The 21,341-nt window shown below is 57.0% G+C and carries 22 protein-coding genes and 1 riboswitch; of the genes, 5 read left to right on the plus strand and 17 right to left on the minus strand.

Annotated features, from left to right (window positions below; translation table 11 throughout):
• Positions 1-31: 31 nt before the first annotated feature.
• The 4 genes from folE2 to PROAA_RS07545 all read right to left on the minus strand — a co-directional run bounded on the left by folE2 (position 32) and on the right by PROAA_RS07545 (position 4,036).
• Complete coding sequence (folE2, locus tag PROAA_RS07530) at positions 32-847, minus strand: GTP cyclohydrolase FolE2 (RefSeq protein ID WP_186410751.1); 816 nt, start codon at positions 845-847, stop codon at positions 32-34.
• Entirely contained in the window at positions 844-2,754 is a 1,911-nt protein-coding gene (gene dxs, locus PROAA_RS07535) for a 1-deoxy-D-xylulose-5-phosphate synthase (RefSeq protein ID WP_186410752.1), read from the minus strand. The genes folE2 and dxs overlap by 4 nt, the downstream gene beginning before the upstream one ends.
• Positions 2,755-2,816: 62 nt before the next feature.
• The gene (locus PROAA_RS07540) at positions 2,817-3,695 is read right to left on the minus strand and encodes a polyprenyl synthetase family protein (RefSeq protein WP_186410780.1); all 879 of its coding nucleotides are present in this window, start codon (positions 3,693-3,695) and stop codon (positions 2,817-2,819) included.
• A 53-nt stretch (positions 3,696-3,748) separates the two neighbouring features.
• Positions 3,749-4,036 (minus strand): exodeoxyribonuclease VII small subunit, encoded by a 288-nt coding sequence (locus PROAA_RS07545; protein ID WP_186410753.1) that lies wholly within the window; start codon positions 4,034-4,036, stop codon positions 3,749-3,751.
• On the opposite strand from PROAA_RS07545, the gene PROAA_RS07550 reads away from it, so the two are divergent.
• The 3 genes from PROAA_RS07550 to PROAA_RS07560 all read left to right on the plus strand — a co-directional run bounded on the left by PROAA_RS07550 (position 4,035) and on the right by PROAA_RS07560 (position 5,458).
• On the plus strand, positions 4,035-4,178 hold the full coding sequence (locus PROAA_RS07550; RefSeq protein WP_186410754.1) for a hypothetical protein: 144 nt from the start codon (positions 4,035-4,037) through the stop codon (positions 4,176-4,178). The genes PROAA_RS07545 and PROAA_RS07550 overlap by 2 nt on opposite strands.
• Before the next feature lie 75 nt (positions 4,179-4,253).
• Positions 4,254-4,604, plus strand: coding sequence for a SpoIIAA family protein (locus tag PROAA_RS07555; RefSeq protein WP_186410755.1), 351 nt, complete (start codon positions 4,254-4,256; stop codon positions 4,602-4,604).
• Positions 4,605-4,618: 14 nt separating this feature from the next.
• Positions 4,619-5,458, plus strand: a complete 840-nt coding sequence (locus PROAA_RS07560; protein ID WP_186410756.1) for a sulfurtransferase — start codon at positions 4,619-4,621, stop codon at positions 5,456-5,458.
• A gap of 73 nt (positions 5,459-5,531) precedes the next feature.
• On the opposite strand, the gene PROAA_RS07565 is transcribed toward PROAA_RS07560, so the two are convergent.
• Positions 5,532-7,850 (minus strand): DUF1631 family protein, encoded by a 2,319-nt coding sequence (locus tag PROAA_RS07565; RefSeq protein ID WP_186410757.1) that lies wholly within the window; start codon positions 7,848-7,850, stop codon positions 5,532-5,534.
• 120 nt (positions 7,851-7,970) lie between these two features.
• A riboswitch (cyclic di-GMP riboswitch) is annotated at positions 7,971-8,061 on the minus strand.
• Positions 8,062-8,196: 135 nt separating this feature from the next.
• The gene (queG, locus tag PROAA_RS07570) at positions 8,197-9,315 is read right to left on the minus strand and encodes a tRNA epoxyqueuosine(34) reductase QueG (protein WP_222102152.1); all 1,119 of its coding nucleotides are present in this window, start codon (positions 9,313-9,315) and stop codon (positions 8,197-8,199) included.
• A 54-nt stretch (positions 9,316-9,369) separates the two neighbouring features.
• Between queG and tsaE the strand changes: the two genes are divergently transcribed.
• Positions 9,370-9,849 (plus strand): tRNA (adenosine(37)-N6)-threonylcarbamoyltransferase complex ATPase subunit type 1 TsaE, encoded by a 480-nt coding sequence (gene tsaE, locus PROAA_RS07575; protein ID WP_186410759.1) that lies wholly within the window; start codon positions 9,370-9,372, stop codon positions 9,847-9,849.
• Complete coding sequence (locus PROAA_RS07580; protein ID WP_186410760.1) at positions 9,804-11,111, plus strand: N-acetylmuramoyl-L-alanine amidase; 1,308 nt, start codon at positions 9,804-9,806, stop codon at positions 11,109-11,111. The genes tsaE and PROAA_RS07580 overlap by 46 nt, the downstream gene beginning before the upstream one ends.
• Positions 11,112-11,233: 122 nt before the next feature.
• On the opposite strand, the gene PROAA_RS07585 is transcribed toward PROAA_RS07580, so the two are convergent.
• The 11 genes from PROAA_RS07585 to PROAA_RS07635 form a co-directional block, all read right to left on the minus strand.
• Positions 11,234-11,785 carry a gamma carbonic anhydrase family protein gene (locus tag PROAA_RS07585; RefSeq protein WP_186410761.1) on the minus strand — a complete coding sequence of 184 codons (552 nt, stop codon included), beginning with the start codon at positions 11,783-11,785 and terminating at the stop codon, positions 11,234-11,236.
• A gap of 132 nt (positions 11,786-11,917) precedes the next feature.
• Entirely contained in the window at positions 11,918-13,162 is a 1,245-nt protein-coding gene (locus PROAA_RS07590; RefSeq protein ID WP_186410762.1) for an EAL and HDOD domain-containing protein, read from the minus strand.
• 35 nt (positions 13,163-13,197) lie between these two features.
• Positions 13,198-14,484, minus strand: a complete 1,287-nt coding sequence (locus PROAA_RS07595; RefSeq protein WP_186410763.1) for an EAL and HDOD domain-containing protein — start codon at positions 14,482-14,484, stop codon at positions 13,198-13,200.
• Positions 14,485-14,561: 77 nt separating this feature from the next.
• Complete coding sequence (locus PROAA_RS07600) at positions 14,562-15,833, minus strand: EAL and HDOD domain-containing protein (RefSeq protein ID WP_186410764.1); 1,272 nt, start codon at positions 15,831-15,833, stop codon at positions 14,562-14,564.
• A gap of 401 nt (positions 15,834-16,234) precedes the next feature.
• Entirely contained in the window at positions 16,235-16,630 is a 396-nt protein-coding gene (locus PROAA_RS07605) for a VOC family protein (protein ID WP_186410765.1), read from the minus strand.
• A gap of 390 nt (positions 16,631-17,020) precedes the next feature.
• Positions 17,021-18,040: an NADPH-dependent aldehyde reductase Ahr gene (gene ahr / locus PROAA_RS07610; protein WP_186410766.1), complete on the minus strand. Its 1,020-nt coding sequence runs from the start codon at positions 18,038-18,040 to the stop codon at positions 17,021-17,023.
• An 87-nt stretch (positions 18,041-18,127) separates the two neighbouring features.
• On the minus strand, positions 18,128-18,535 hold the full coding sequence (locus tag PROAA_RS07615) for a cupin domain-containing protein (RefSeq protein WP_186410767.1): 408 nt from the start codon (positions 18,533-18,535) through the stop codon (positions 18,128-18,130).
• 153 nt (positions 18,536-18,688) lie between these two features.
• On the minus strand, positions 18,689-19,153 hold the full coding sequence (locus PROAA_RS07620) for a DUF6714 family protein (protein WP_186410768.1): 465 nt from the start codon (positions 19,151-19,153) through the stop codon (positions 18,689-18,691).
• A gap of 24 nt (positions 19,154-19,177) precedes the next feature.
• Complete coding sequence (locus PROAA_RS07625; protein ID WP_186410769.1) at positions 19,178-19,501, minus strand: immunity 53 family protein; 324 nt, start codon at positions 19,499-19,501, stop codon at positions 19,178-19,180.
• Between the two features lie 214 nt (positions 19,502-19,715).
• The gene (locus PROAA_RS07630; RefSeq protein WP_186410770.1) at positions 19,716-19,952 is read right to left on the minus strand and encodes a hypothetical protein; all 237 of its coding nucleotides are present in this window, start codon (positions 19,950-19,952) and stop codon (positions 19,716-19,718) included.
• Between the two features lie 466 nt (positions 19,953-20,418).
• Entirely contained in the window at positions 20,419-21,003 is a 585-nt protein-coding gene (locus tag PROAA_RS07635) for a hypothetical protein (protein ID WP_186410771.1), read from the minus strand.
• Positions 21,004-21,341 lie beyond the last annotated feature (338 nt).

Below are 21,341 nucleotides of genomic sequence, written 5' to 3' on the forward strand. Positions count from 1 at the left end.
TCGCCCTTTTGCTTTGCGGCGGTTGCCGGACTCAGACGGGTTCGGGGTTGCGGTTTTCGATCAATGCGTAGGCCGAATGATTGTGGATCGACTCGAAGTTTTCGGATTCAACCACGTAAGAATAGATGCGGGGTTCGGCGCTCAGGCGCGCCGCAACGTCGCGAACCATATCCTCAACAAACTTAGGGTTGTCGTAGGCGCGTTCGGTGACGTGCTTTTCGTCCGGGCGCTTGAGTAGTCCGTAGAGCTCGCAGGAGGCTTCGGCTTCGACAAGCTGAACTATCTCTTCAATCCATAGGTGATCGTTGATCCTGGCCGTCACGGTAACGTGTGAGCGCTGGTTATGTGCGCCGCGTTCCGATATTTTCTTTGAGCAGGGGCAAAGACTGGTTACCGGCACGACGACCTTGATCGTCGAAGCGATTTCGCCATGGCAGATCTCGCCGGTCAGCGTGACATCGTAATCCATCAGGCTCTGTACGCCAGACACCGGCGCCGCCTTGTTGATGAAATACGGAAAATTCATCTCGATATGCCCGGTTTCCGCCTCCAGTTTTTCGAGCATTTCGCGCAGCATGGTCGGGAAATTCTCGACGGAGATTTCGCGTTCGTGGCTATTGAGAATCTCCACGAAGCGCGACATGTGCGTGCCCTTGAAATTGTGCGGAAGACCAACGTACATATTGAACATGGCGATGGTATGCTGCACGCCGCCCGACTTGTCGAGTACCTTGACCGGGTGACGGATTGACTTGATCCCAACCCGGTTGATGGCAATCTGACGGGTGTCTGCCAGGTTCTGAACATCGACCATGGCGTTCGGGATTGGAGCTTGAGGTGCGTTCATTGCAGTTCCTGATGAGCGGTGGATATCGCCCCTGATTTTTGATCTGAAGAAGGCGCGCTGCCTTGATGCACGCGCACCGTACGAACAATGCCCTCCTTGTCCAGTCCGGCTTCCGCCAATAGCAGTGCCTGATCGCCGTGATCGATGAAATGGTCGGGAAGGCCAAGGCGTATCAGTTTCGCCGGACTGTCAATTTCGTCCAGCACTCTCGCGACCTCTGCACCCGCGCCACCGATCAGGGCATTCTCTTCGACGCTGATCAGCAGGGAATGTTCCCGCGCCAGTTCAATTATCAGGTCGCGGTCAATGGGTTTGACGAAACGCATGTTGGCAACGGTGGCATCAATCTCTGGCGCAGCGCCCAGTGCGGGCACGAGCATGCTGCCAAAAGCGAGCAGGGCAACACCCTTGCCGCGGCGGCGTATTTCTCCCTTGCCGATGGGCAGGTCGAGAAGCGCTTTATCCGTGGCAACGCCCGGACCCGAGCCGCGCGGGTAGCGAACGGCACTTGGGCCGTCAATGTGGAACGCCGTAGTCAACATGTTCCTGCACTCCATTTCGTCGGCGGGCGTCATCACCACCATATTCGGAATGCAGGTCAGGAAAGACAGGTCGAAGGTGCCGTGGTGTGTGGGGCCGTCCGCCCCGACCAGTCCTCCGCGGTCGAGTGCAAAAACCACGGGTAGCTTCTGCAAGGCGACATCATGAATCAGCTGGTCATAACCTCTCTGCAGGAAGGTCGAGTAGATCGCCAGCACCGGGCGCATCCCCTCGCAAGCGAGTCCAGCGGCAAAGGTGACAGCGTGCTGCTCGGCGATTCCGACATCGAAATAGCGTTCGGGAAAACGTTCGGCAAACCGTATCATGCCGGATCCCTCACCCATGGCCGGAGTAATGCCAATCAACCTGGGGTCGGCTACGGCCATGTCGCACAGCCATTCGCCAAATATCTGGGTGTAACTGGGTTTGCCGCCCGCCTTGCCGTTCTCAATACCCACTTCAGGATGGAATTTCGCCACACCGTGGTAGAGGATCGGATCAGCCTCGGCCAGCTTGTATCCTTGCCCTTTGCGGGTAATGACATGCAGGAATTGTGGTCCTTTGAGCTTCTGGAGGTTCTGCAGGGTGGGTACCAGGGAATCCAGATCGTGGCCGTCAATCGGACCGATATAGTTGAAGCCGAGTTCTTCGAATAGCGTGCCCGGCGTCAGCATGCCCTTGACGTGTTCTTCAACCCGGTTGGCGAACTCCAGCAGCGAAGGGGAAACGCGCAGCACTTTCTCACCCGTTTTTCGAACCGAGTTGAAGGTGCTGCCGGAAAACAGGCGGGCCAAGTACTTGTTGAGTGCGCCGACGGGTGGGGAAATCGACATGTCGTTGTCGTTGAGGATGACGAGCATGTCGGCATCGGCTACGCCGGCGTTGTTCATGGCTTCGAAGGCCTGGCCGGCTGACATCGCGCCGTCACCAATGATGGCTACCGTCTGGCGGGCTTCGCCTTTGAGCTTGACGGCTAGTGCCATGCCGAGCGCAGCAGAGATCGAGGTGGATGAGTGTCCGACGCCGAACGTATCGTAGTCACTTTCGCTGCGTTTTGGGAAACCCGAAACACCTCCGTGTGTCCGTAGCCTGGACATGCCCGCCCGACGCCCGGTAAGTACTTTGTGGGCATAGGTCTGGTGACCCACATCCCAGACCAGGCGGTCATGCGGTGTGTCATAGACATAGTGCAGCGCGACGGTCAATTCAACGGTGCCAAGATTCGACGAGAGGTGGCCCCCGGTCCTGGACACGGATTCAACGAGGAAGCTGCGCAACTCTTCGGCAAGCTGGGGTAACTGCTTTCGATCCAGTGCGCGTAGTTGCGCCGGGTTGCTGATGGTGTCGAGCAGTGGATAGGAGGTCATTTGTTTGCTGTATCCGGCATGAACCGCGATCTCTGGTCAGAATATGAGGCCAGCCTCGTCGGCTAAAACTTGCGGTGGGTGATGAACGCGGTCAGCTCAATCAGGCGTTGACCGCGTTCACCAAAAATGGCGAGTGAATCAAGAGCCTGTTTTCCAAGCTCATCGGCGAATTCGCGGGCGCGTTCCAGTCCAAGCAGGCTGACATAGGTCGGTTTTTCATCTACCGCATCCTTGCCGGCCGTTTTGCCAAGGGTGGCCGTGCTCACCGTACAGTCGAGGATGTCATCAACGACCTGGAACAGCAGCCCTGCGCGCTTGGCAAAGCGATCAAGCGATTCCCTGGCTTCGTCCGATAGCGTTTCTCCGCACAGGGCACCAAGCATTACAGCTGCACGGATCAGTGCCCCGGTCTTGAGGGCATGCATCAGTTCGAGTTCTGGTTGATCCAGGACGTTTCCTACCGCGCCGAGATCGATGGCCTGACCGCCGGCCATCCCACTGGAGCCGCTGGCGTGTGCCAGCAGTCGAACCATTTCAAGCTGACGTGCCGAGTTGGCAGATTCGCTGCCTAAATCCGTGCGGGCGAGGAGCTCAAAGGCCAGCGACTGCAAACTATCGCCAACCAGCAGTGCCGTTGGTTCATCGTATTCGACATGGCAGGTCGGTCGGCCTCGACGTAGCACATCGTTGTCCATACACGGCAGGTCGTCGTGCACCAGTGAGTAAGCGTGGATCAGCTCAACCGCACTGGAGACGATCTCCAGTTTTTCCGGCGAACCACCGGTCAGTTCACCGGCAGCAAAAGCAAACAGGGGGCGAACACGTTTTCCCCCGTTTAGGCTCGCATAGCGCATGGCCTGATGCAGGCGCGCGGGAATCGCTTCCGCAGGCGGAAGCAGGCGTGACAGCGTGGCCTCTATCCGAGTTTGCACCGTGCGCATCCAGTCCGGGAAGGGGAGCTCTCGGGTCTTGCCTCGGGGAAAGGGAATTGCGCTCACTGTGCTTCACCGCCGGCAGTGTCAAACTCCCGTAGCGAACCGTCTTCCAGAACCTGAATTTTGCGTTCGGCATCACTGAGCTGCTGCTGGCAGTACTTGAGCAACTCGCAGCCGCGTCGGTAGGCCGCTATTGACTCTTCGAGTGGTAACTGCCCAGCTTCCATATTCTGGACGATCTGTTCCAGCTCGGCCACGGCGGCTTCATACTTCATTTCGCTCGCCGCAGGCGTCGCTGGCTGGGAGGCACCACTTTCATGCGGATTGGCAGGGTTGGTTCGTACCATGGGTAAAGGTTTGATCAAACTCAGCAAAATAGCTCAAGAAGGGGCTTCCGGTCAAATGGAAGCCGACCGAATCCTCGTTCCCAAGGCACTACTCAGTGCTGCTCACCGGCTTCAAGCCAAGTTTGCCAATCCGAGTGATTGATGCCGCATCGTTCTCAAGCGAATCCTGCCAAGCAGGACTGATGCTACACTCCTGTGAACACAAGGGGAGACAGCCATGATTGTTATCCAGCACCAGCCCAAACGCGTCGAAGTCAATGTTTACGGGGAATTTACGCTTGCGGACTATAAAGAATTCGAGGACATGGTCAACTACAAGGTCAAATTCGAGGGACCGGTCGATCTATATTTTGATCTGCGTGAAATGGCTGATTTTACGCTTGATGTGGCCTGGGAGGATATTGTGTTCTCACGTGCGCATGCCAAAGATTTTAGCCGTATTGCGGTCCTGACGCTAAGTCAGTGGGTGGCGTGGAGCGCATGGTTGTCGCAGATATTTGTCCGTGCCGAAATGCGGCTGTTTGACGACGAAGCCGAGGCACGGGCCTGGCTGGATGAGTCCATTTGAGGCATTGTGGCGGCGTGAATTTCTTGACTTTACTGTCCTGCGATGAACTTTCCAGGCACTTGAATCGTCCGGACTGGCGGGTGTTCGATTGCCGTCATTCGTTGTCGGATGTGGAATCTGGCGAGAAAGCATACGCCGAGGGGCATGTGCCTGGAGCGTTCTTCCTGCATCTTGACCGTGATCTGTCCGGCCCGATGAATGGCCGGAATGGACGTCATCCCTTGCCCGATCCGTGTTGTCTTGCGAGTACCCTGGGCGCTACTGGCGTTGCCCGGGACACGCAGGTCGTAGCCTATGATGACGCTGGTGGCATGATAGCGGGGCGGTTGTGGTGGTTGTTGCGCTGGTTGGGACATGATCGTGTTGCCCTCCTCGATGGCGGCATCAACCAGTGGATGAAGGAAGGGCGGGAACTGTCAACCGAATTGACACAGTCGGTTCCATGCGTCTTTGACATAGCCCGACGCGATTGGGTCGTCAGCACTGAATCGGTGCTTGCCAATATCAACAAAGAAGGCTTTTGCCTGATTGATGCACGTAGTCCGGATCGTTTCCGTGGTGAGAATGAAACGCTCGACCCTGTCGGAGGCCATATTCCTGGGGCACGCAACCGTTTCTTTCGTGACAACCTGGATGACAAAGGCTGTTTCCGCCACGCGGCTGAGTTACGCCGCGATTTCCTTGAGCTGCTTGCTGGAGTAGAGGCTGACAAGGCCGTTATGCAATGCGGTTCAGGGGTCACCGCCTGCCACAATCTGCTGGCGATGGAAATCGCCGGGCTGCACGGGGCGAGGCTCTATGCCGGATCCTGGAGCGAGTGGTGTGCTGATCCAGCCCGGCCGGTTGAGCGCTGACAAGCCACTGCTCTGAAGTGAACGGGAAAACGGCATTTCACCCGAGCTTGAGATCACTATTCCCGGCCGGAATCTAGCGGGCGTTCATCGACTCAAGAGCGCCACTTAAGGCTCGTTCGAAGATCGGTTCGTCACGGACGATTGTCGCTATGCCGTCGCGAATCTGGCGGGCCAGCGCTTCGGGAGCAATCGAAATGGCCTTGGCCGAGCGATGGTTGCTGAAAAGCAGAATTCCCCGCTGCGGGCTGATCCAGTTGAGGCGTTCCCGGTTGGTACTTGCCACGTCGCCGTCTGGTCCTTCGAGTTCGTGGAACTCCACCCAGTCGCCACGCTTGAGTTCGCTGACCAAGCGAAAGATTTCACGATCGTCGGCACGCCAGATTGGACTCGCGCCGACCAGAATTACCTCTTCGACCTCGACGCCATTGTCGGTGCTGCGCGTTACCAGCAAGTCCCCTTCTTCTGATGGGCTAAAGGCGGGCGATGCATTTTCCGCTCCGGATGCCGGTGGAATCTCCGGCGTTGGAGTTGCGTGGGTTTCGCCTTTGAGTGCCGCGGAGTGGCATTGCACCAGTTGATCAAAGAAATCACTGCGCTGGGACGGGCTGGCATCGACACTGTCCAGACCTTTGTTGATCTGGGCCAGTAGCTTGGGCAGCATGCCGATCAGTTTCAGGCGATCATCAGGCGTCTTCTTGGCCTCGATACTCCAGGACAGATCCTTCATCGCTTCTTTGGCCGTTTGCCAGTCAGTTTCATTCGGGTCTTCTCTGACGGCAATCTTATGCAGCACGCCAACCCAGTGTTCTGTTAGAAACGCGTCGATGAGCGCTGGAGGCGAATTGCTGGCCCGGAAAGCCTGTACGGCACGTTGTGCACGCTCCCACCCTTCGGCGTCCTGTTCGCGAAGAATCACAATATTGGCGGCTGTCAGAGCCGTGCTGTCTTCTTCAACCTGGCACTCATCGACGAAAGCCTCAAGTTCAGCGAGTGCCGTCCCGAACACCTCGACATCGTCTTCGAAATCGGCTTGGATTCGTTCGACGAGTTCGGCGAGCTTGCAGTAGAACGGATCGGTTTCGTCGACCAGACTGCCCCAGCGAATGGATACGCCGGAGACGCTGCCAAGGAACCGGCGCGTCGGATGCTGACGGTCGGCGAAGAAGCCCGGGTTGAGCATCGCCACTTTGAGAACGGGAATCTGGAGCCGGCTGATCAATGCCTTGACGGCAACTGGAATATGCGCATCGTCGAAAATGAAATCGAAAAGCATGGCGACGATGTCGATTGTTACTGCTTCGAGTCCCCCGACCTGCTGCGCGCTTTCCGATTCGCGTACCAGCCGCACCTGATTGACAATCAGGCCACCGGGCTCGCACGATGGTGCATGCTGCAGGTCGTTGAGCGAGGAAAAGAGTAGTCGACTGACGCTTTCTGGATCAAGCGCTTCTCCTGGCGGACCGGATGTCATCGCGCCGGGCATGGCGTTCCCGCCATCGCTGGAAAGCCCCGCAGGCAGCCGGGCGACGCGCGCTTGTGCGAGGCGTTGCAAAGCATCGAGAATGCCCGCACTTGAGTTCAAGCCAGACGTTGTTGGACTCGCTGGCGTCATACTCGCGGGCGACGAGCTATCTGGTTCGGAAGTCGCTGACTTGGCGGCAGATCCGCTACTTCTCCGGTAGTTCCGTTTGAGATCCGGCAGGATGCCCCGTTCGACCAGGTAAGCATTGATTTGCTGATAGATCGGCGGCAGAGCAAGGTGCAGATGCCGTTCCAGGCGGCGCAATAGGAGCAGTCTCTCCTCGGCATTCGAGCCGATTGTAGCGCAGGCGTCAGAGAGCGCACGGCAAACGACGGGTGGGGCGAGCGGGTTGTCGCTCTCGGTCAGTTCGTCACGCCCGAGCAAGACCGCAACGCGTCGGTTAAGCGCATACAGTTCTTCGTCGCATGTCTCGGAAAGCTGCGCAGAAAACTCGCGAATGACGATGTGTTCGGAGAGGTCGTCGTCGGCAACCAACTGCAGACCTTCAAAGTCGGGAATTTCGAGCGAGGCTTCGCGCTTGCCATCTTTTTCGGCTTCCTGGTTCTGGCAGCGGTCAGCCTCAGCGGAAAGGTCGCGGCGAAAGGTTTCAACCAGATGCGACCAGTCCTTTTCAACATCAGCCCGCAGGTCAAGATAACGGGTCTGTTGCAGCCGTTCCCTTGTTGAATCCGCCAGGAGAAAAAGCTCTTCCGAGACTGGCGCGGCAACCTCACGCAGCCAAACAAACAGGCTATTGACCAACTGATCCCGGCATTCAGCGAGAATGCGACGGCCTGGGCTGCGATCCCGCCCCAGACTGTTTAGCGAGATTACCCTGTTTGCGGCCGGGCTCGAAGAGGATTGGGTCACGATATCGCCCTCATTGAAAAGCCGCCTGCTGCCAGGCGGACAAAATCAACAGGGCGGTCGGACGCGATGTATTGCAGGTTTGGTTGTACTGGCAAAGCTGAATCACGATCAACCCCGCTTTCTGGTAGTCCCGCTGCCGTTGCCGTTATGATGCGGCGGTAGGCCGGTAACTTTGCGACGCCGTCTTTCGACGGGTTTGCCTTGTTTCAGAGGCCGGTGTGTTGCTCCGACCACGGTCAATGGTATCGTCCGAAAATCGAGCCAGAAGAGACTCAAGTTCTACGCTCATCCCATGCTCGTTGCGATACTGCTTGTCGACTGAATGATATCGGAAAACCGAAGGAAATCAAGAGCTATCGGAATGTATTTGCGCCAGTGCCCAACGGACGTGTTCGCGAACCAGTGCTGAAGGATGTTCCAGGCGTGTACTGAGTGCAGCAGACGCTTCTGCCGTATTTGCTGCGTTGCCAAGGGCGACGGCAATGTTACGCAGCCAGCGCGTATGACCGATGCGGCGAATTGGGCTCCCCTCCAGGCGGGTCATGAATGCCTGTTCGTTCCAGGAGAAAAGCGTCGCGAGGGATGTCGCATCAAGCCCGTTTCGCACGGCAAAATCGGGGTCGCCGAGCTGTGCAAATTCGTTCCACGGACAACAGAGCTGGCAGTCGTCACAGCCATAGATGCGATTGCCGATCAGGGGTCGCAGTTCGACCGGGATCGGGCCTGCCAACTCGATGGTCAGGTACGAGATGCAGCGGCGGGCGTCGACTTCGTAGGGCGCGACGATGGCGGCAGTCGGGCAGGCTTCAAGGCATCGGATGCAGGTACCGCAGTGTTCGCTGATCAGTTCGTCCGGCGGAAGAGGTAGCGTGGTGTAGATCTCGCCGAGGAAATGCCAGGATCCACTCCGGGTCAGCGCCAGGCTGTGTTTCCCGCGCCAGGCAATTCCAGACTGACGCGCGAATTCGACTTCCATGACCGGGGCTGAATCGGAAAATACGCGGTAAGCAAAACTGCTTTCTTGCTCCGACTGTGAAATTTCGCCATGGATCCGATTGGCCAGTTTCTGCAGCCGGTTACGAATTGTCTTGTGATAGTCGCGGCCAAGCGCATAGCGCGAAATGTAGGCCAGTTCGCGGTTGCCAAGCACCTGCTCGCATTCGGCTGCCGCCGGTAAATAGGGAAGGCGAGCCGTCACAACGGATAGCGTTCCGGGCACCAGTGTCTCCGGCTGGGCGCGCAACGCGGCGTGTTTGGCCATATAATTCATTTCGCCGTGGCGGCCAAGTTCAAGCCAGCGTAGCAGTTTCGGTGTTGTGGCTGAAACGTCGGCTCCAGCGATGCCGAGCTCGGAAAAGCCCAGCTCTTTCCCCCAGTTTTTGATTTTTTTGACCAGCGCGACAAAATCAAAACCGTTCCAGGCGCTTGCCGTCAGAGTGCGTGTATCGGAGTTCAACTCTTGCATAGCCCGAATCATAGTCCTGTTGTTGGTTCCGATCGTGATCTATCGACCGTGACCATGTATTTGCCGGACGAGGCGACGACCATGGTCCTGGGGCGTGAACTGGCGCCATTGCTGGCGCCTGGCATGGTCGTCTGGCTGAACGGTGATCTTGGCTCCGGCAAGACGGCGCTTGTTCGCGCCCTGTTGCGAGGGCTTGGCCACGTCGGGCCAGTCAAAAGCCCTACCTACACACTGGTTGAAGTTTACGTAGTTTCGAGCTTATACTGGTATCACTTTGATTTTTATCGAATCAGCGAGCCAGAAGAGTTTGAAGATGCCGGACTTGGTGAATACTTTCGCGATGATGCAGTGTGCTTGGTCGAGTGGCCCGACAAGGCGGCAGGGTATGTGCCGCCAGCCGATCTGTCCATTGTGCTTCGCTTTGCAGCGGGCCAACCGGAATCGGGCCGCGATCTCGAAATCGTTGCGCACAGCGAGGCTGGGCAGCGATGTCTAACCGCACTCATCAACCGCATGCCGCGCGTCGGGAGCTGATCAAGTTCGCAGGTGCGTCGCTGGTACTGTTGGTCAGCCCGGTCGGTCGTGCCGCGGTTAATCGTAAACCAAGCGTTCTTGCCGTTCGCGTCTGGCCGGCTGATGACTACACGCGTGTGGCCATCGAATGCGATACGCCGCTGAAATTCACTCACTTCAGTGTCAGGAATCCGGACCGGCTGGTCGTTGATCTCGAAGGCATCGAGTTCAACAGCGTCCTTCAAGCGCTGGGCAACAAGGTTGCGGCGGACGATCCGAACATCAAGCTGTTACGTGCCGGACGTTTCAAGCCGGGTGTTGTGCGTCTGGTCATGGAACTCAAGAACGAAGTCAATCCTCAGGTATTCGAGCTGCCCCCGGCGGGAGAATACGGGCATCGTCTTGTGCTTGATGTTTACCCGCTTGAATCCCCGGATCCGTTACTCTCTCTGCTTCAGAAGAGCGAACCATCGCCCGCCAGCCCGGGCGACCGGCTTGAGGACAAAGCGGTACAGAATGCCGAAAACAAGGCAAGCCGGTCACGGGAGGGTAGGCCCGTGGTGGATCGCCTGATAACAATTACGCTCGATCCCGGGCACGGCGGTGAAGATCCGGGTGCCGTTGGGCGTGGCGGCAGTTACGAAAAGCATGTCACGCTGGCAGTAGCCAAACGCCTGAAAGCGAAGATCGATGCCGAGCCGAACATGCGCGCGGTATTGACGCGCAATACAGACTATTTTGTGCCTTTGCACGTGCGGGTACAGAAAGCGCGCCGCATTCGCTCCGATCTGTTCGTATCGATACACGCCGATGCCTTCATCCGACCGGATGCTCACGGTTCGTCTGTCTTCGCCTTGTCCGAGAGCGGTGCATCGAGTTCTGCGGCACGCTACCTGGCGCAAAAGGAAAATGCCTCCGATCTGATTGGCGGCGTCAATCTCGATGTCAAGGATCCGATGCTGGCACGCACGCTGCTCGATCTGTCGCAAACGGCCACGATCAGCGATAGTCTGAAACTCGGCAAAGCGGTGCTCGGGGAAATTGGTGGCATCAACACCTTGCACAAAGCCAGCGTCGAGCAGGCGGGCTTTGCCGTACTCAAGGCGCCTGATATTCCGTCCATCCTTATCGAAACGGCCTTTATCTCGAATCCGCAGGAAGAAAGGCGTCTGAACGACGAAGCGTACCAAGACAAAATGGCCGAGGCTATCATTTCGGGCATTCGAAAATACTTCGCCAAGAACCCGCCGCTGGCGAAGTCGAAACTGGCGAGCATTGATTGACGGCGGGTACGCGTACATCATCTTTCTCCGCTGTGTCCCGATAGCCCGATCATTCCTTTTCCACTGGTTGATTCAAGTCAGAAGTGCGATTCCAAGGCTAAGGTGAAAGTTCAGCGACAGAATCAGTCGCCGCCATTGGCGGCCTGGCCGGCAAGGTAGTTGTTCTTGACGCGCAGGTAGTGCTCTGCGGAGTAGCGGAGATAGGCCAGTTCGGAAGTGGATAACGGGCGTACCCGTTTTGCTGGCCGCCCTACATAAAGGAACCCGCTTTCCAGATGCATCCCGGGCGAAACCAGGCTGCCAGCGCCGAGCATGACATTGCTGGAAATCTTGGCGTCGTCCATGACAATCGAGCCGAGGCCGATGAGACAGTCATTGCCGATTTCACAACCGTGCAGAACCGCCGAGTGCCCGACGGTTACATAGTCACCGATGATCAGCGGTGAGCCAAGGGGCTTGTTCTCGTTCTTGTGCGATACATGGCACATCACAAAATCCTGGATGTTGGTGCAGCGCCCGATAATAATATGATTGACATCCCCACGTATGACGGTGTTGCACCAAACGGATACGTCATCGCCAAGGCGAACGTCTCCAATGACTTGTGACGATTCGTGGAGGAAGATTCTTTCGGCCAGTTGGGGCGATGTGTCCAGATAGTTTGAGATTGGCATGGTGCAGGATCAGGTGAGGGTAAAAGAAATATGCACATCAACTGCAAAAACTGCAGCAAGTTGCGTGGGAACATTATCGCCCCAGGAATCGATCTCGCCAAGGCCTGATAGCAGGTTGCGCGAATTCTAAAACTAGCGATCTTCGGTGCTGCCGTTGACCCAGCGAAGCGATTCGACCAGACAGCTGTTAAGCGTGCCCAAACTCAGGCCGGCTTCGGGCAACTGGTCAAGCATGTGCATGCAGCCTTGGCTATCGTCTGCGTCGAAACATTCAAGAAGGGCCAGGGTTTTGCCGAGAACCCCCGCATGCGAGGTAAGCGCCTCCATGACCGAGGTTTCAAGTGCGATTTGCTCGAATATTTCGTGCATTGGCAGGCCCAGCGCGGTGGGCATCATCGACATGATGCCGGTAATGAAGGCTTGATCAGCCAGCGTACCGTTACGCGGATAGCTATGTCTAAGCAATAATTCCATCATGCGCCCACGCAGCGCAGCGACCTGCAGCAGCGGGGAACTGCTGGGGTCGGGTGTTTCCTCTGCCGGGGTCATGAGTAGCAGTTGCAGCCAGCGTTGCAATTGGCGCCTGCCCAGCAGGGTAATGGCGTGGCGCAGGGAACTGATGCGACGGTTCAGCCCGTAGCCAACCGAGTTGACGATGCGCAACAGGTTTGCGGCGAGCGCCGGCTCGTGTTTGAATCCGTCTTCGATCTTGGCGGTATCCAGATCGCGGCTGACGAGATTGATCAGTTGAATCAGGCTGATCTGTGAAGCCATGAGACGGCGTCCGCTGACGATCTCCGGACGGGCGAAATAGTACCCCTGAAAAAGCTCGAATCCGACCTTTTTGGAGAGTTCCATCGCTTCCTGCGTCTCCACGCCCTGGGCAAGCAGCTTGAGCGGGAGTTTGGCCAGAGGGCCGGCGAGTTCACGCAGCTTGTTTTCATCGTGTTCACGGATGTCGATCTTGATCACGTCGAGCATGTTCAGCAAAGGCATGCTGCGCTCATCCAAACCAGCATAATTGGCCAGCGCCAGCGAATAGTCTCGCTCGCGCAGCGCGCGGCAGCGTGCGAGTGTTTGTGCATCCGGTGCTGTCTCGAGAGCTAGTTCGAGAATGACGGCGTCGGGTGGCATTGCCTCGATCGCATCTTCATGAAAAAACATCGGGTCAAAGCGCAGGAAGGCGATGTTGCGCCCCAGTGCACTGCGTATTCCCAGCTCGGCGTAAGCTGCGCAAATAAGCATTGCCGCCCGTGAAGGGTTGTAGGTGGGTGGGGTCTTGTCGCCCGCCTCCAACTGCAACATAAGCTCGTAACCGACAAGTTTTTGGTGCTGGTCGAGGACCGGCTGTCGGCCGAGAAGGAGCTCGTTATTCACGGTATCGTCTGGGAGATTGGAGCCAGCGAAAATGGCTATTGTTCGACGGCTGTTGTGTCCTGCTCCTGGCCGAGGTTGTTGGCCCAGGAGAATGCCCGGGCGAGACACTTGCCGAGAAAGTCCAGGTTGATTGCAGGAACACGGTGCAGCGCTTCCTCAAGCTCGACCGGGTCGGTCACTTCGGTGGCGGCAGCGATAAGCAGAAGCTGTCCAAGCTGGCCGCTCTGTTCGGGCTGCTCGATCAGGGCTTGCTTGACGCGCTGGGCGACGGGTAGCTGGGCGAGTATGTCCACCATCGTCATGCCGAGCAGGGTGGGCATCAGCGACATGATGCCGACCATGAACGCATGATCGGAAAACTCGCGATTGCGCGGTTGCACACGGTCGGCCAGCAACTCGATCAGCCGTCCGCGGGTTGCGGCCAGTTGCAGTAGCGGGTTGATGCCCTGAGCATTCCCTTGGGGGTTGGTGTAGATCAGGAGCTGCAACCAGCGCTGCAACTGTCGTCGTCCCAGAATCGTAATCGCGTGCCTTAGCGACGTGATCTTCGTCGACAGACCGCAACTGACCGAATTGGTCAGGCGCAGCATGTTGACGGTGAGCCCCGGTTCGACCTTGAAGGCGTTTTCAATCTCGCTGGTGTCGGCGTCATCCATGATCATGCCCAGCAGGCGAAGCAGCGCAACTTGCGTCGGATTGAGTTTTTTGCCGACGATGATTGTCGGTTGTGCGAAATAGTAGCCCTGAAACAGATCGAAGCCGAGGCTTTGGCACTGGGAATGCTGTTTGACTGTTTCCACCTTTTCGGCGAGCAGCTTCTTGCCGAATTTCTTGAGCTGCGTAACGAGGGGCGGAAGCCGTTCGGCATCCAGTTTCAGGATGTCGACCTTGATGATGTCGGTCAATTCGAGCAGCGGACGATAGGCTTCCTCGATCTGGGCAATGTCATCGACCGCCAGCATGAATCCCTTGTCCTGCAGTTGATGGCAACGTGCAACCACTTCGGGCGTCGGACTGATGCTTTCGAGAATCTCAAGAACGACGAGTTGCGGCGGCAGCACTTCGATCAGCTCGCTGAACAGGAGGTCGCTATCAATGTTGATGTAACCGGTATAGGGTCCGAGCGCCGCATGAGCCGCCAGTTCGGTAAAGGCGTTGGTGATGACAGTCGCGGTCGCCTGAGTCGGATCGGTGATATCGGCGCTTCCGTTCGCGGCTGGAACGCCATCGCGGAAAAGCAATTCGTAGGCAATCAGTTGCTGTTCGCGACCGAGAATCGGTTGGCGGCCGAGGAATATCAGCGGACTTTGGGTTTCAGACATCTGTCATCAGATTGTTTTTGTGAGGTCTTTGGACGAAAATTTGTCGAGTGAAAGATGCCGAACGTTTGCGCCGCAACTCAGGACGATTCACGCGCAAGATTATTGGCCCAGGCGAGTGCCCGGGTCAGGCAGCCATTGGCAAATTTCGCGTCGATTCCGGTGATGCCGTGCAGCAAGTGGGCCGCATTTGCACCACCGTCATCCTCTTCCAGCGATTCGACAAGGCCGAGCAGATCGCCCAAGGTCCCGCTTCGGCTGCCGAGCGCATCCAGGACAGGCTGGGCAACAGGCAACTGCTTGAGAATGTCGGACATGTTGTGACCGACCAGTGTCGGCATCAGGGAGAGAATGCCGACCATGTAAGCCTGATCGATGAGCTCCTGGCCGCCAGCCTTGGCTCGCGGTGTCCTTTCGACCAGCAACTCCATGAGCCGTCCGCGTGTGGCGGCCAGTTGCAACAGCGGATTGACCGCCTGTCTTTCGCCCGAAATGCCGCTGTAGAGCAGGAGTTGCAGCCAGCGCAGCAATTGCCGCCGCCCGAGCAGGGTGATGGCGTGCCGCAGTGACGTGATTTTTGTGGCCATCCCGGCGCCGACCGAGTTGGTGAGACGCAGCAGATTGAACGTCAGCATGGGTTCCTGTTTGAACACGATCTCGATTTCGGCATTGTCTGCATCCTGGCTGAGCAGTCCGAGCAGGCGCAGCAGCGAGAGTTCAGAGGTGTGCAGGCTCTTGCCCTTGATCACGGTGGGGTGGGCAAAGTAATAGCCCTGGAAGAGATCGAAGCCCAGGCCATGGCAAAGCAGCATCTGCTCATTGCTTTCCACTTTCTCGGCGAGAATCGTTTTTTCCAGCGGTTTGAGATTTGTGGACAGTTGCTTCAGCCGGGTCGGGTCAACACGGCTGATATCGACCTTGATGACTTCGGCAAGCTTCAGCAAGGGGCGCGACTGGTCGAGTGATTCCGGCCGTTCGCGGATGGCCAGGACGAAGCCTTCGCTACGGAGCAGTTGGCAGCGCGCCAGCATTTCATCCGTCGGGGCTACCGTTTCGAGGATTTCGAGCACGACGGAATGCGTCGGCAAGGCGTAGATCAGGTCGCTGAAAAGGAGTCCATGGTCGACCTTGATGAATCCCTGATACGGGCCGAGCGCGTCGGCCATCGAGAACTCGGTAAATGCATTGGTAATGACGGTGGCCGTGGCCTGATTGCCATCGACAAAACTGGCGAAGTTCCCGCTCTCAGCACTGCCGCTACGGAAGAGCAGCTCATAGGCAAACAGTTGCTGGTTGCGATCCAGGATGGGCTGCCGACCTAGGAAGACTTCCTGCAGGTCATTGTCGGGCATTTTCTGTTCCTCGCTGAAATTCGGGAAAGGCCTTGTCGTTATTTGCAAATCTTAGCACTACCCAACGCCGGGTGTACAGCTACAAGCGACAGATTGCGGCGCTTGATCGGAGAAACGGACAAATACAGGAGGCAATGCAATATGTTGTGGCGCGGACAGAGCGTCTCATTGGAAATGCATATGATTACTGGCTGAAGCTCATCGTGGTTGGCCAAGAGGCCATGCAGGGTGAACGGCAGCCGCGATCATTCCGGATTGTTATCCCGATCGATGCAACCGAACGGGCTTATCGAAGTGCGCTACTCGCGCTATCGGCGCGGAGCTGACCTTCGCGGGACACGGTAGCGGGCGTGCAGCGTTGGCCGTCAGCGGGGGCAGGCCAAATCGGCGAGTCTCGACCACTATGTGCCGTGCGGCGGCTCGCTGGCGGTTGCGGGAGAGCAAAACCACAGCTTGTTGCCTTCACTGTCCAGAAAACTGCCGACGTAGAAATCGCCATAGACCTGCACTTCGTTGGCGATTGTGATACCGCGCTGGCGTAATGCGTCCTGCGTTGCCGGGGCATGCTCCGTGGCGAGCGTAACGCGTGGGTTCGGCGTGTCTGTCGGCGCCGCCCAGTCCGGTTTGAGCATCAAGATCACTTGGCCGAGCCACCATCCAACCTGTTCGGTTCCCTCGAACGCTGGCTCCAGGCCCATCTTTTCCTTGTAGAATCGATTCGCGCGGTCAAGGTTTGTCACTGAAACCGCGACGACTTTGACGCGCTGGATGCCGAGCGGTGGCAGTACTTCGTTCATGATTTTTCCCCTCACGATTGGTCATCAATGGGCTGCTGTCAGTGGACAATCCAAAGCCGGCTAAATTCCTGCTTTTCAGAGCGCCATCGGAGACATCGGGAATAGTTATTCTTCTTACAGATAAATATGAGAAATGCGCAATTTGAATCGCGGCCTTCGCCGGACTCAACGGGCGAGAATGAGAGCATTCGGTCGCATTGTTGACCGCCATCTGGCGCTGTACGACTCCGGCAATCTCTTTGGCATCACAGGCGCGCAATTGCTTTCCACCATCATCCAAGCAGATTCTTGACCGGGCGGAAATTTCGGAGAGCAGAACCGGACCTTCAACGGCAACGGTCAGCGGTGCCCGGGGGACTCAGAACACGACTTTCTCTTGCAGGCTGATTCCTATCTGTTTGAGAGCACGATCCTGTATTTTGTATTGCCGGACTTCAGGTGATCAAAGGCGTCGTTGATCTTGCTCATCGGATACGTCTCAACCAAGGGTTTGACTTGATGCAGCCGGGCAAATTCCAGCATCGACTCGATAGTCGCCGGGCTGCCGACCGGTGATCCCGAAATTGAGCGTTGCCCAGTGATCAAAGAAAAAGCGCCCAGATCGAGAGGCTCCAGTGTCGCCCCGACAAAATGCAGGCGTCCCTTCGGTTTCAGTGTGTTGACGTACAAGTTCCAGTCCAGCTTCACGTTGACCGTGGAAATAATGAAATCAAAGGTGCCGGCAGCGGATTCGATCTCGCCCTGGTTGCGCGAATTCAATGTCTTGTGCGCACCGATCGCCAGGGCTTCGTGTCGCTTCGACTCGCTTGAGGTAAAAGCCGTGACCTCGCATCCCCAGGCATTGAGAAATTGCAAGGCGATATGGCCCAGTCCGCCGATGCCGATGACAGCCACCTTGTCGGTGGGTTTCACGTCGAATTGTACGATCGGGTTGAACACGGTGATGCCGCCACAGAACAGCGGACCGGCCGACTCAAGATCGATCCCTTCGGGAATTGCAATTACGCTGGAGGCATCCGCGCGCACCTTATCGGCAAAGCCGCCGTGATGCGCAACAATGGTCGATTGGGCTTCTGCGCAAAGATTCTGATCTCCGGTTTTGCAGGAATGACAGTGGCCGCAGTAGCCGCAGTGCCAACCCAGCCCGACGACCGTTCCTTCCTCCAGGTTCAGGACATGGCTCCCTCTGGCGGAAATCCTTCCGATCACCTCGTGGCCGGCCACCAGAGGGTACTTTGACATTCCCCACTCGTTGTCCACCATACTCAAATCGCTATGGCATATCCCGCAGTGAAGAACGTCGATTTCCACTTCGTCGGGATGGAGTTCGCCGACTTCATAGCTAAAAGGCTCAAATCGACCGCCGGCTTCGAGTACGGCATAGGCATTGATGGTCCTTGTTGTGCTCATGGCATTTCCGTCCTTGAGTTGGAGTTGGTGGGTGTTGCTTCGAAAACCTCTTTGCAGAAAGGGGCCAACCGGAGCTACACGGCACTATCACGTTGTGTGCGGTGGAACGATTGCTTGGGCGACATCGCCGGCACCGGTGCGATTGGGAAATGATACTTCCAGGACAACACACCCGACATCAGTCTTGAACGGGCCGTGCAGTTCTCCGGGAGGCCGACTGGCGTAATGCCCGGACTCCAGCCAGAGATCGAACGCTTCGTCGTAGAGGCGCCCGCTGACGATGAATACCTCTTCAGGGTAGGGGTGGGTCTTGCCGCCAAATTCTGTCGTATCGGCTCCAGGTAGAAAGCGGGTCAGCCTCGTGTACTCACCTGTTGCCTGGTCGATGCTCAGAGTCAGTTCTTCTGCTTTGCCCTCCATACCTTTGATCGGCGTCCAACGTTCCCGATTCTCGGGATGCAAGGCATTCCAGTATGTGGTGGTGGACTTGGTCATGTTTCGCTCCGGTACAGGTATGGGGGGTCGCCCAACGGTCAATACCCGTGCATCGATTATGCGCTTCGTATCCCTTGGCCAGCAAGGGCGTACCTCCGAGTGGAGCTGACGGGCAGGCGCGATTTCTTGGCTGCAGTTCGGTTGCGCATCCTGTTAGCGCTGACGGTAGAGCGCAATGGGAATCCACCATTCTTCAAGCACCTGCATTGCAAAATCGCTGTTCGCAGAATCCTCGCTGAAAGCTACCTCCTCCAGGAGTGCGACGATCACGGCTTCCTGTTCCGCTGTGAGAGACGCTAGTCGTGGAGGCTCCCGATCCGGTGGTCGCAGACTATGGAGCAATCCTTCAACCGCCATTTCTGGATCGTCCATGTGTCGGAGCGCATAGTTGATCAGGTGGGGCAGGTAGTGCCGCCACGAAGCAGGGTCGAGATGGGCGAGACCCCAGAAAGTGTATGTTTCGAGGTACGTATCCGTCGGCTTGTCGAGAACCGGGTCAGGTGGCGGAGCGAAGTCGTAGCTGTCCACGGCGTAGCCACCGCGCAGCGTCATCCGGGGGGCGGCCAAAGCGTCGGAATGAAACACTTCACGGGCTCGGCGGCTGATCTCGGATCGCATCCAAATCTCGTTGCATGATCTGTCTCACTCCAATGAACCGACATTGTCTTCTGCCCACCCGAGAAATACCTCAAGGATGCGCTCCAGCATTGTTTCGTCACCGGCACCATGCCAAGTGCCATTCTCGATGTAACAACTCAGCCAATGTGAGCCAAGAGCAAAACGCAGGTCATCAACACCTTCCGCGATTTCGGCGAACTGCTGCGTCTGTAAAGCCGTGCCCGTGAGATTGATTGTTACCCACCATCCCGGATTATCGCAAGACTGAATGTTCACGCCGGACGAATGCTCCCATTCGCCATTGCATTGAGCCAGGTACCATGTCTGCAGACGCGCGAGAGTATTCATGGCTGCCAACCATAGAGTTGAGTTTCACCCCCGCCGTGCGGGGAATTCAATGCCGCCCGCTTCGGGACCGGCACCGCCCGCACAAGCGGGGCAAGGTCGCGAGCATCGCGAGCGATGGTGCTCGAACGTTCAAGGTGACCGGCGCTGCGCGGTTTCATCGCGCAGCGTCCGGCTTGATGGATGGATTGGGCCTCATGCGCATGCGAAGACCTGCTCACTTCGCGCTGAATGTGCTGCATAAGTCGGCGGTGACAAACACCAAAGAGAGTTCCTTTGCCGGGACAATAACTTCGAACGCTGCGCCTTTCGAAACTGCCTGTTGGGTGATTGCTGTGGCGTACCCATTCTTGCGCATAAGCGCCGCAAAGGACTGCGGATCGGTGACCGCGCCGAGATCGGGAACCTTGCGTTTCAGTGACTCAACCTTGGCGCACTCTCCATGACGTGCCATGAGGAACCATTGCTCCGATGCTTGGAGCGGGGTGCATGCCAGTAGCGCAAGGAAAAGGAAGAACTTCAACGGTGAAGGCGGCATGGCGGATGAAAAACTACACGAGTCGGTGCTGGCGGTGTCCGCTCCGCCACAGAAGGGGCTGCGCGGCCGCCACCGTGGACAAGTCTGCCCCGGCAGTTCCCGTCCCGCGCTTGCTTTGAGATTGATCACCCATCATGGCCGAACGGGTCGCATCCACACGGATTGACGCCGATGACCAAAGGAAATCCCTGTGGGATAACCCCGCCGGCAACTTCTTGTCTGCCGCTTGTCGTGATTGCCACGACGTGCGCAGATTCCATGTCGGCACGGACCATTGCGAGTCCACACCAGATGCCGGATATACGACTGCATGCGCTTCCTTCGCCATCCCAATCGATCAATTTCTTGCTTTCTGAGAGAGTCCATACACGCAGGGTTAGCCCTACCGTCCAGCATTGATTACCCCGGCAATAATACAAACAAAGAGAACGGAAATGACAAAGGCAACAAGTACCGGCGGTACACGTGGGCTATACGTCTTGACCCCAAAAGGGCTACCGACCTCAACCATCTTGTCTTTTCTTGCAGCAACCTGTTTTTCAAATTCTTTGAGCTGACGATCAACCTCTATTCGAGTCCTTGGTTTTCTACGACGGCCAAAATGGGTGACGCCTAGAACTGGGCACATTAGTGCAAACGCAATCAGGGTATAGAAAAAGACCAGAAAGGAAAAAACGTAAGGGTCACTGTTCCAATAAGCGTAAGGATATTCTTGGGATGAAAACCATGAAACATCAACAAAGAAATTCTTGATTCTTCCTTCAAATATTCCTTGGGCAGGAAAACAACCTAACGCAATAGATAGTGGGAGAAAGAAGAGGATGCGCAAGAACCACTCTCTTCGTTGCCCTAGGCGATCACGTTCTTGCCATTGTTTAATGGTTTTGTTGTATTGGTCATCAAGCTCTCTACCTCGCACAAGCATATCCAACATGGCCTTCCTGTCCGAGTCATCAGGAAAAGCCATTGCGTCACGTTCTAAAGAGTCGAAATCCGGCGACATAGCGGCTAACGAATAGCGTTTATCTGCCGACGCGGGCGAGGAAGAAGAGGGCGCGGAGTCATCTTGGCGGATAAACCTTGTTGGACTGAACCGCCGGGAGAGCGGTGGTTATGGGGATTGTAAGGAAGGCGCCGGGGAAGTCAATCGTTTGGCATAGGGGTTGGCCGGGGAATATCCCGAGTACGGCGGACCAAGAGGGCCAGATTCACCGAATTCCGGGCATCCCGTTCGGCGTGTCTGACGCCACCGACGAGAACGGCACGCGAGCGCGCAAGCACGGCTGGAAGCGATCTTTCCATTGC

Origin of the sequence: Candidatus Propionivibrio aalborgensis (genome assembly GCF_900089945.1) — a bacterium.
Lineage (GTDB): Bacteria > Pseudomonadota > Gammaproteobacteria > Burkholderiales > Rhodocyclaceae > Propionivibrio > Propionivibrio aalborgensis.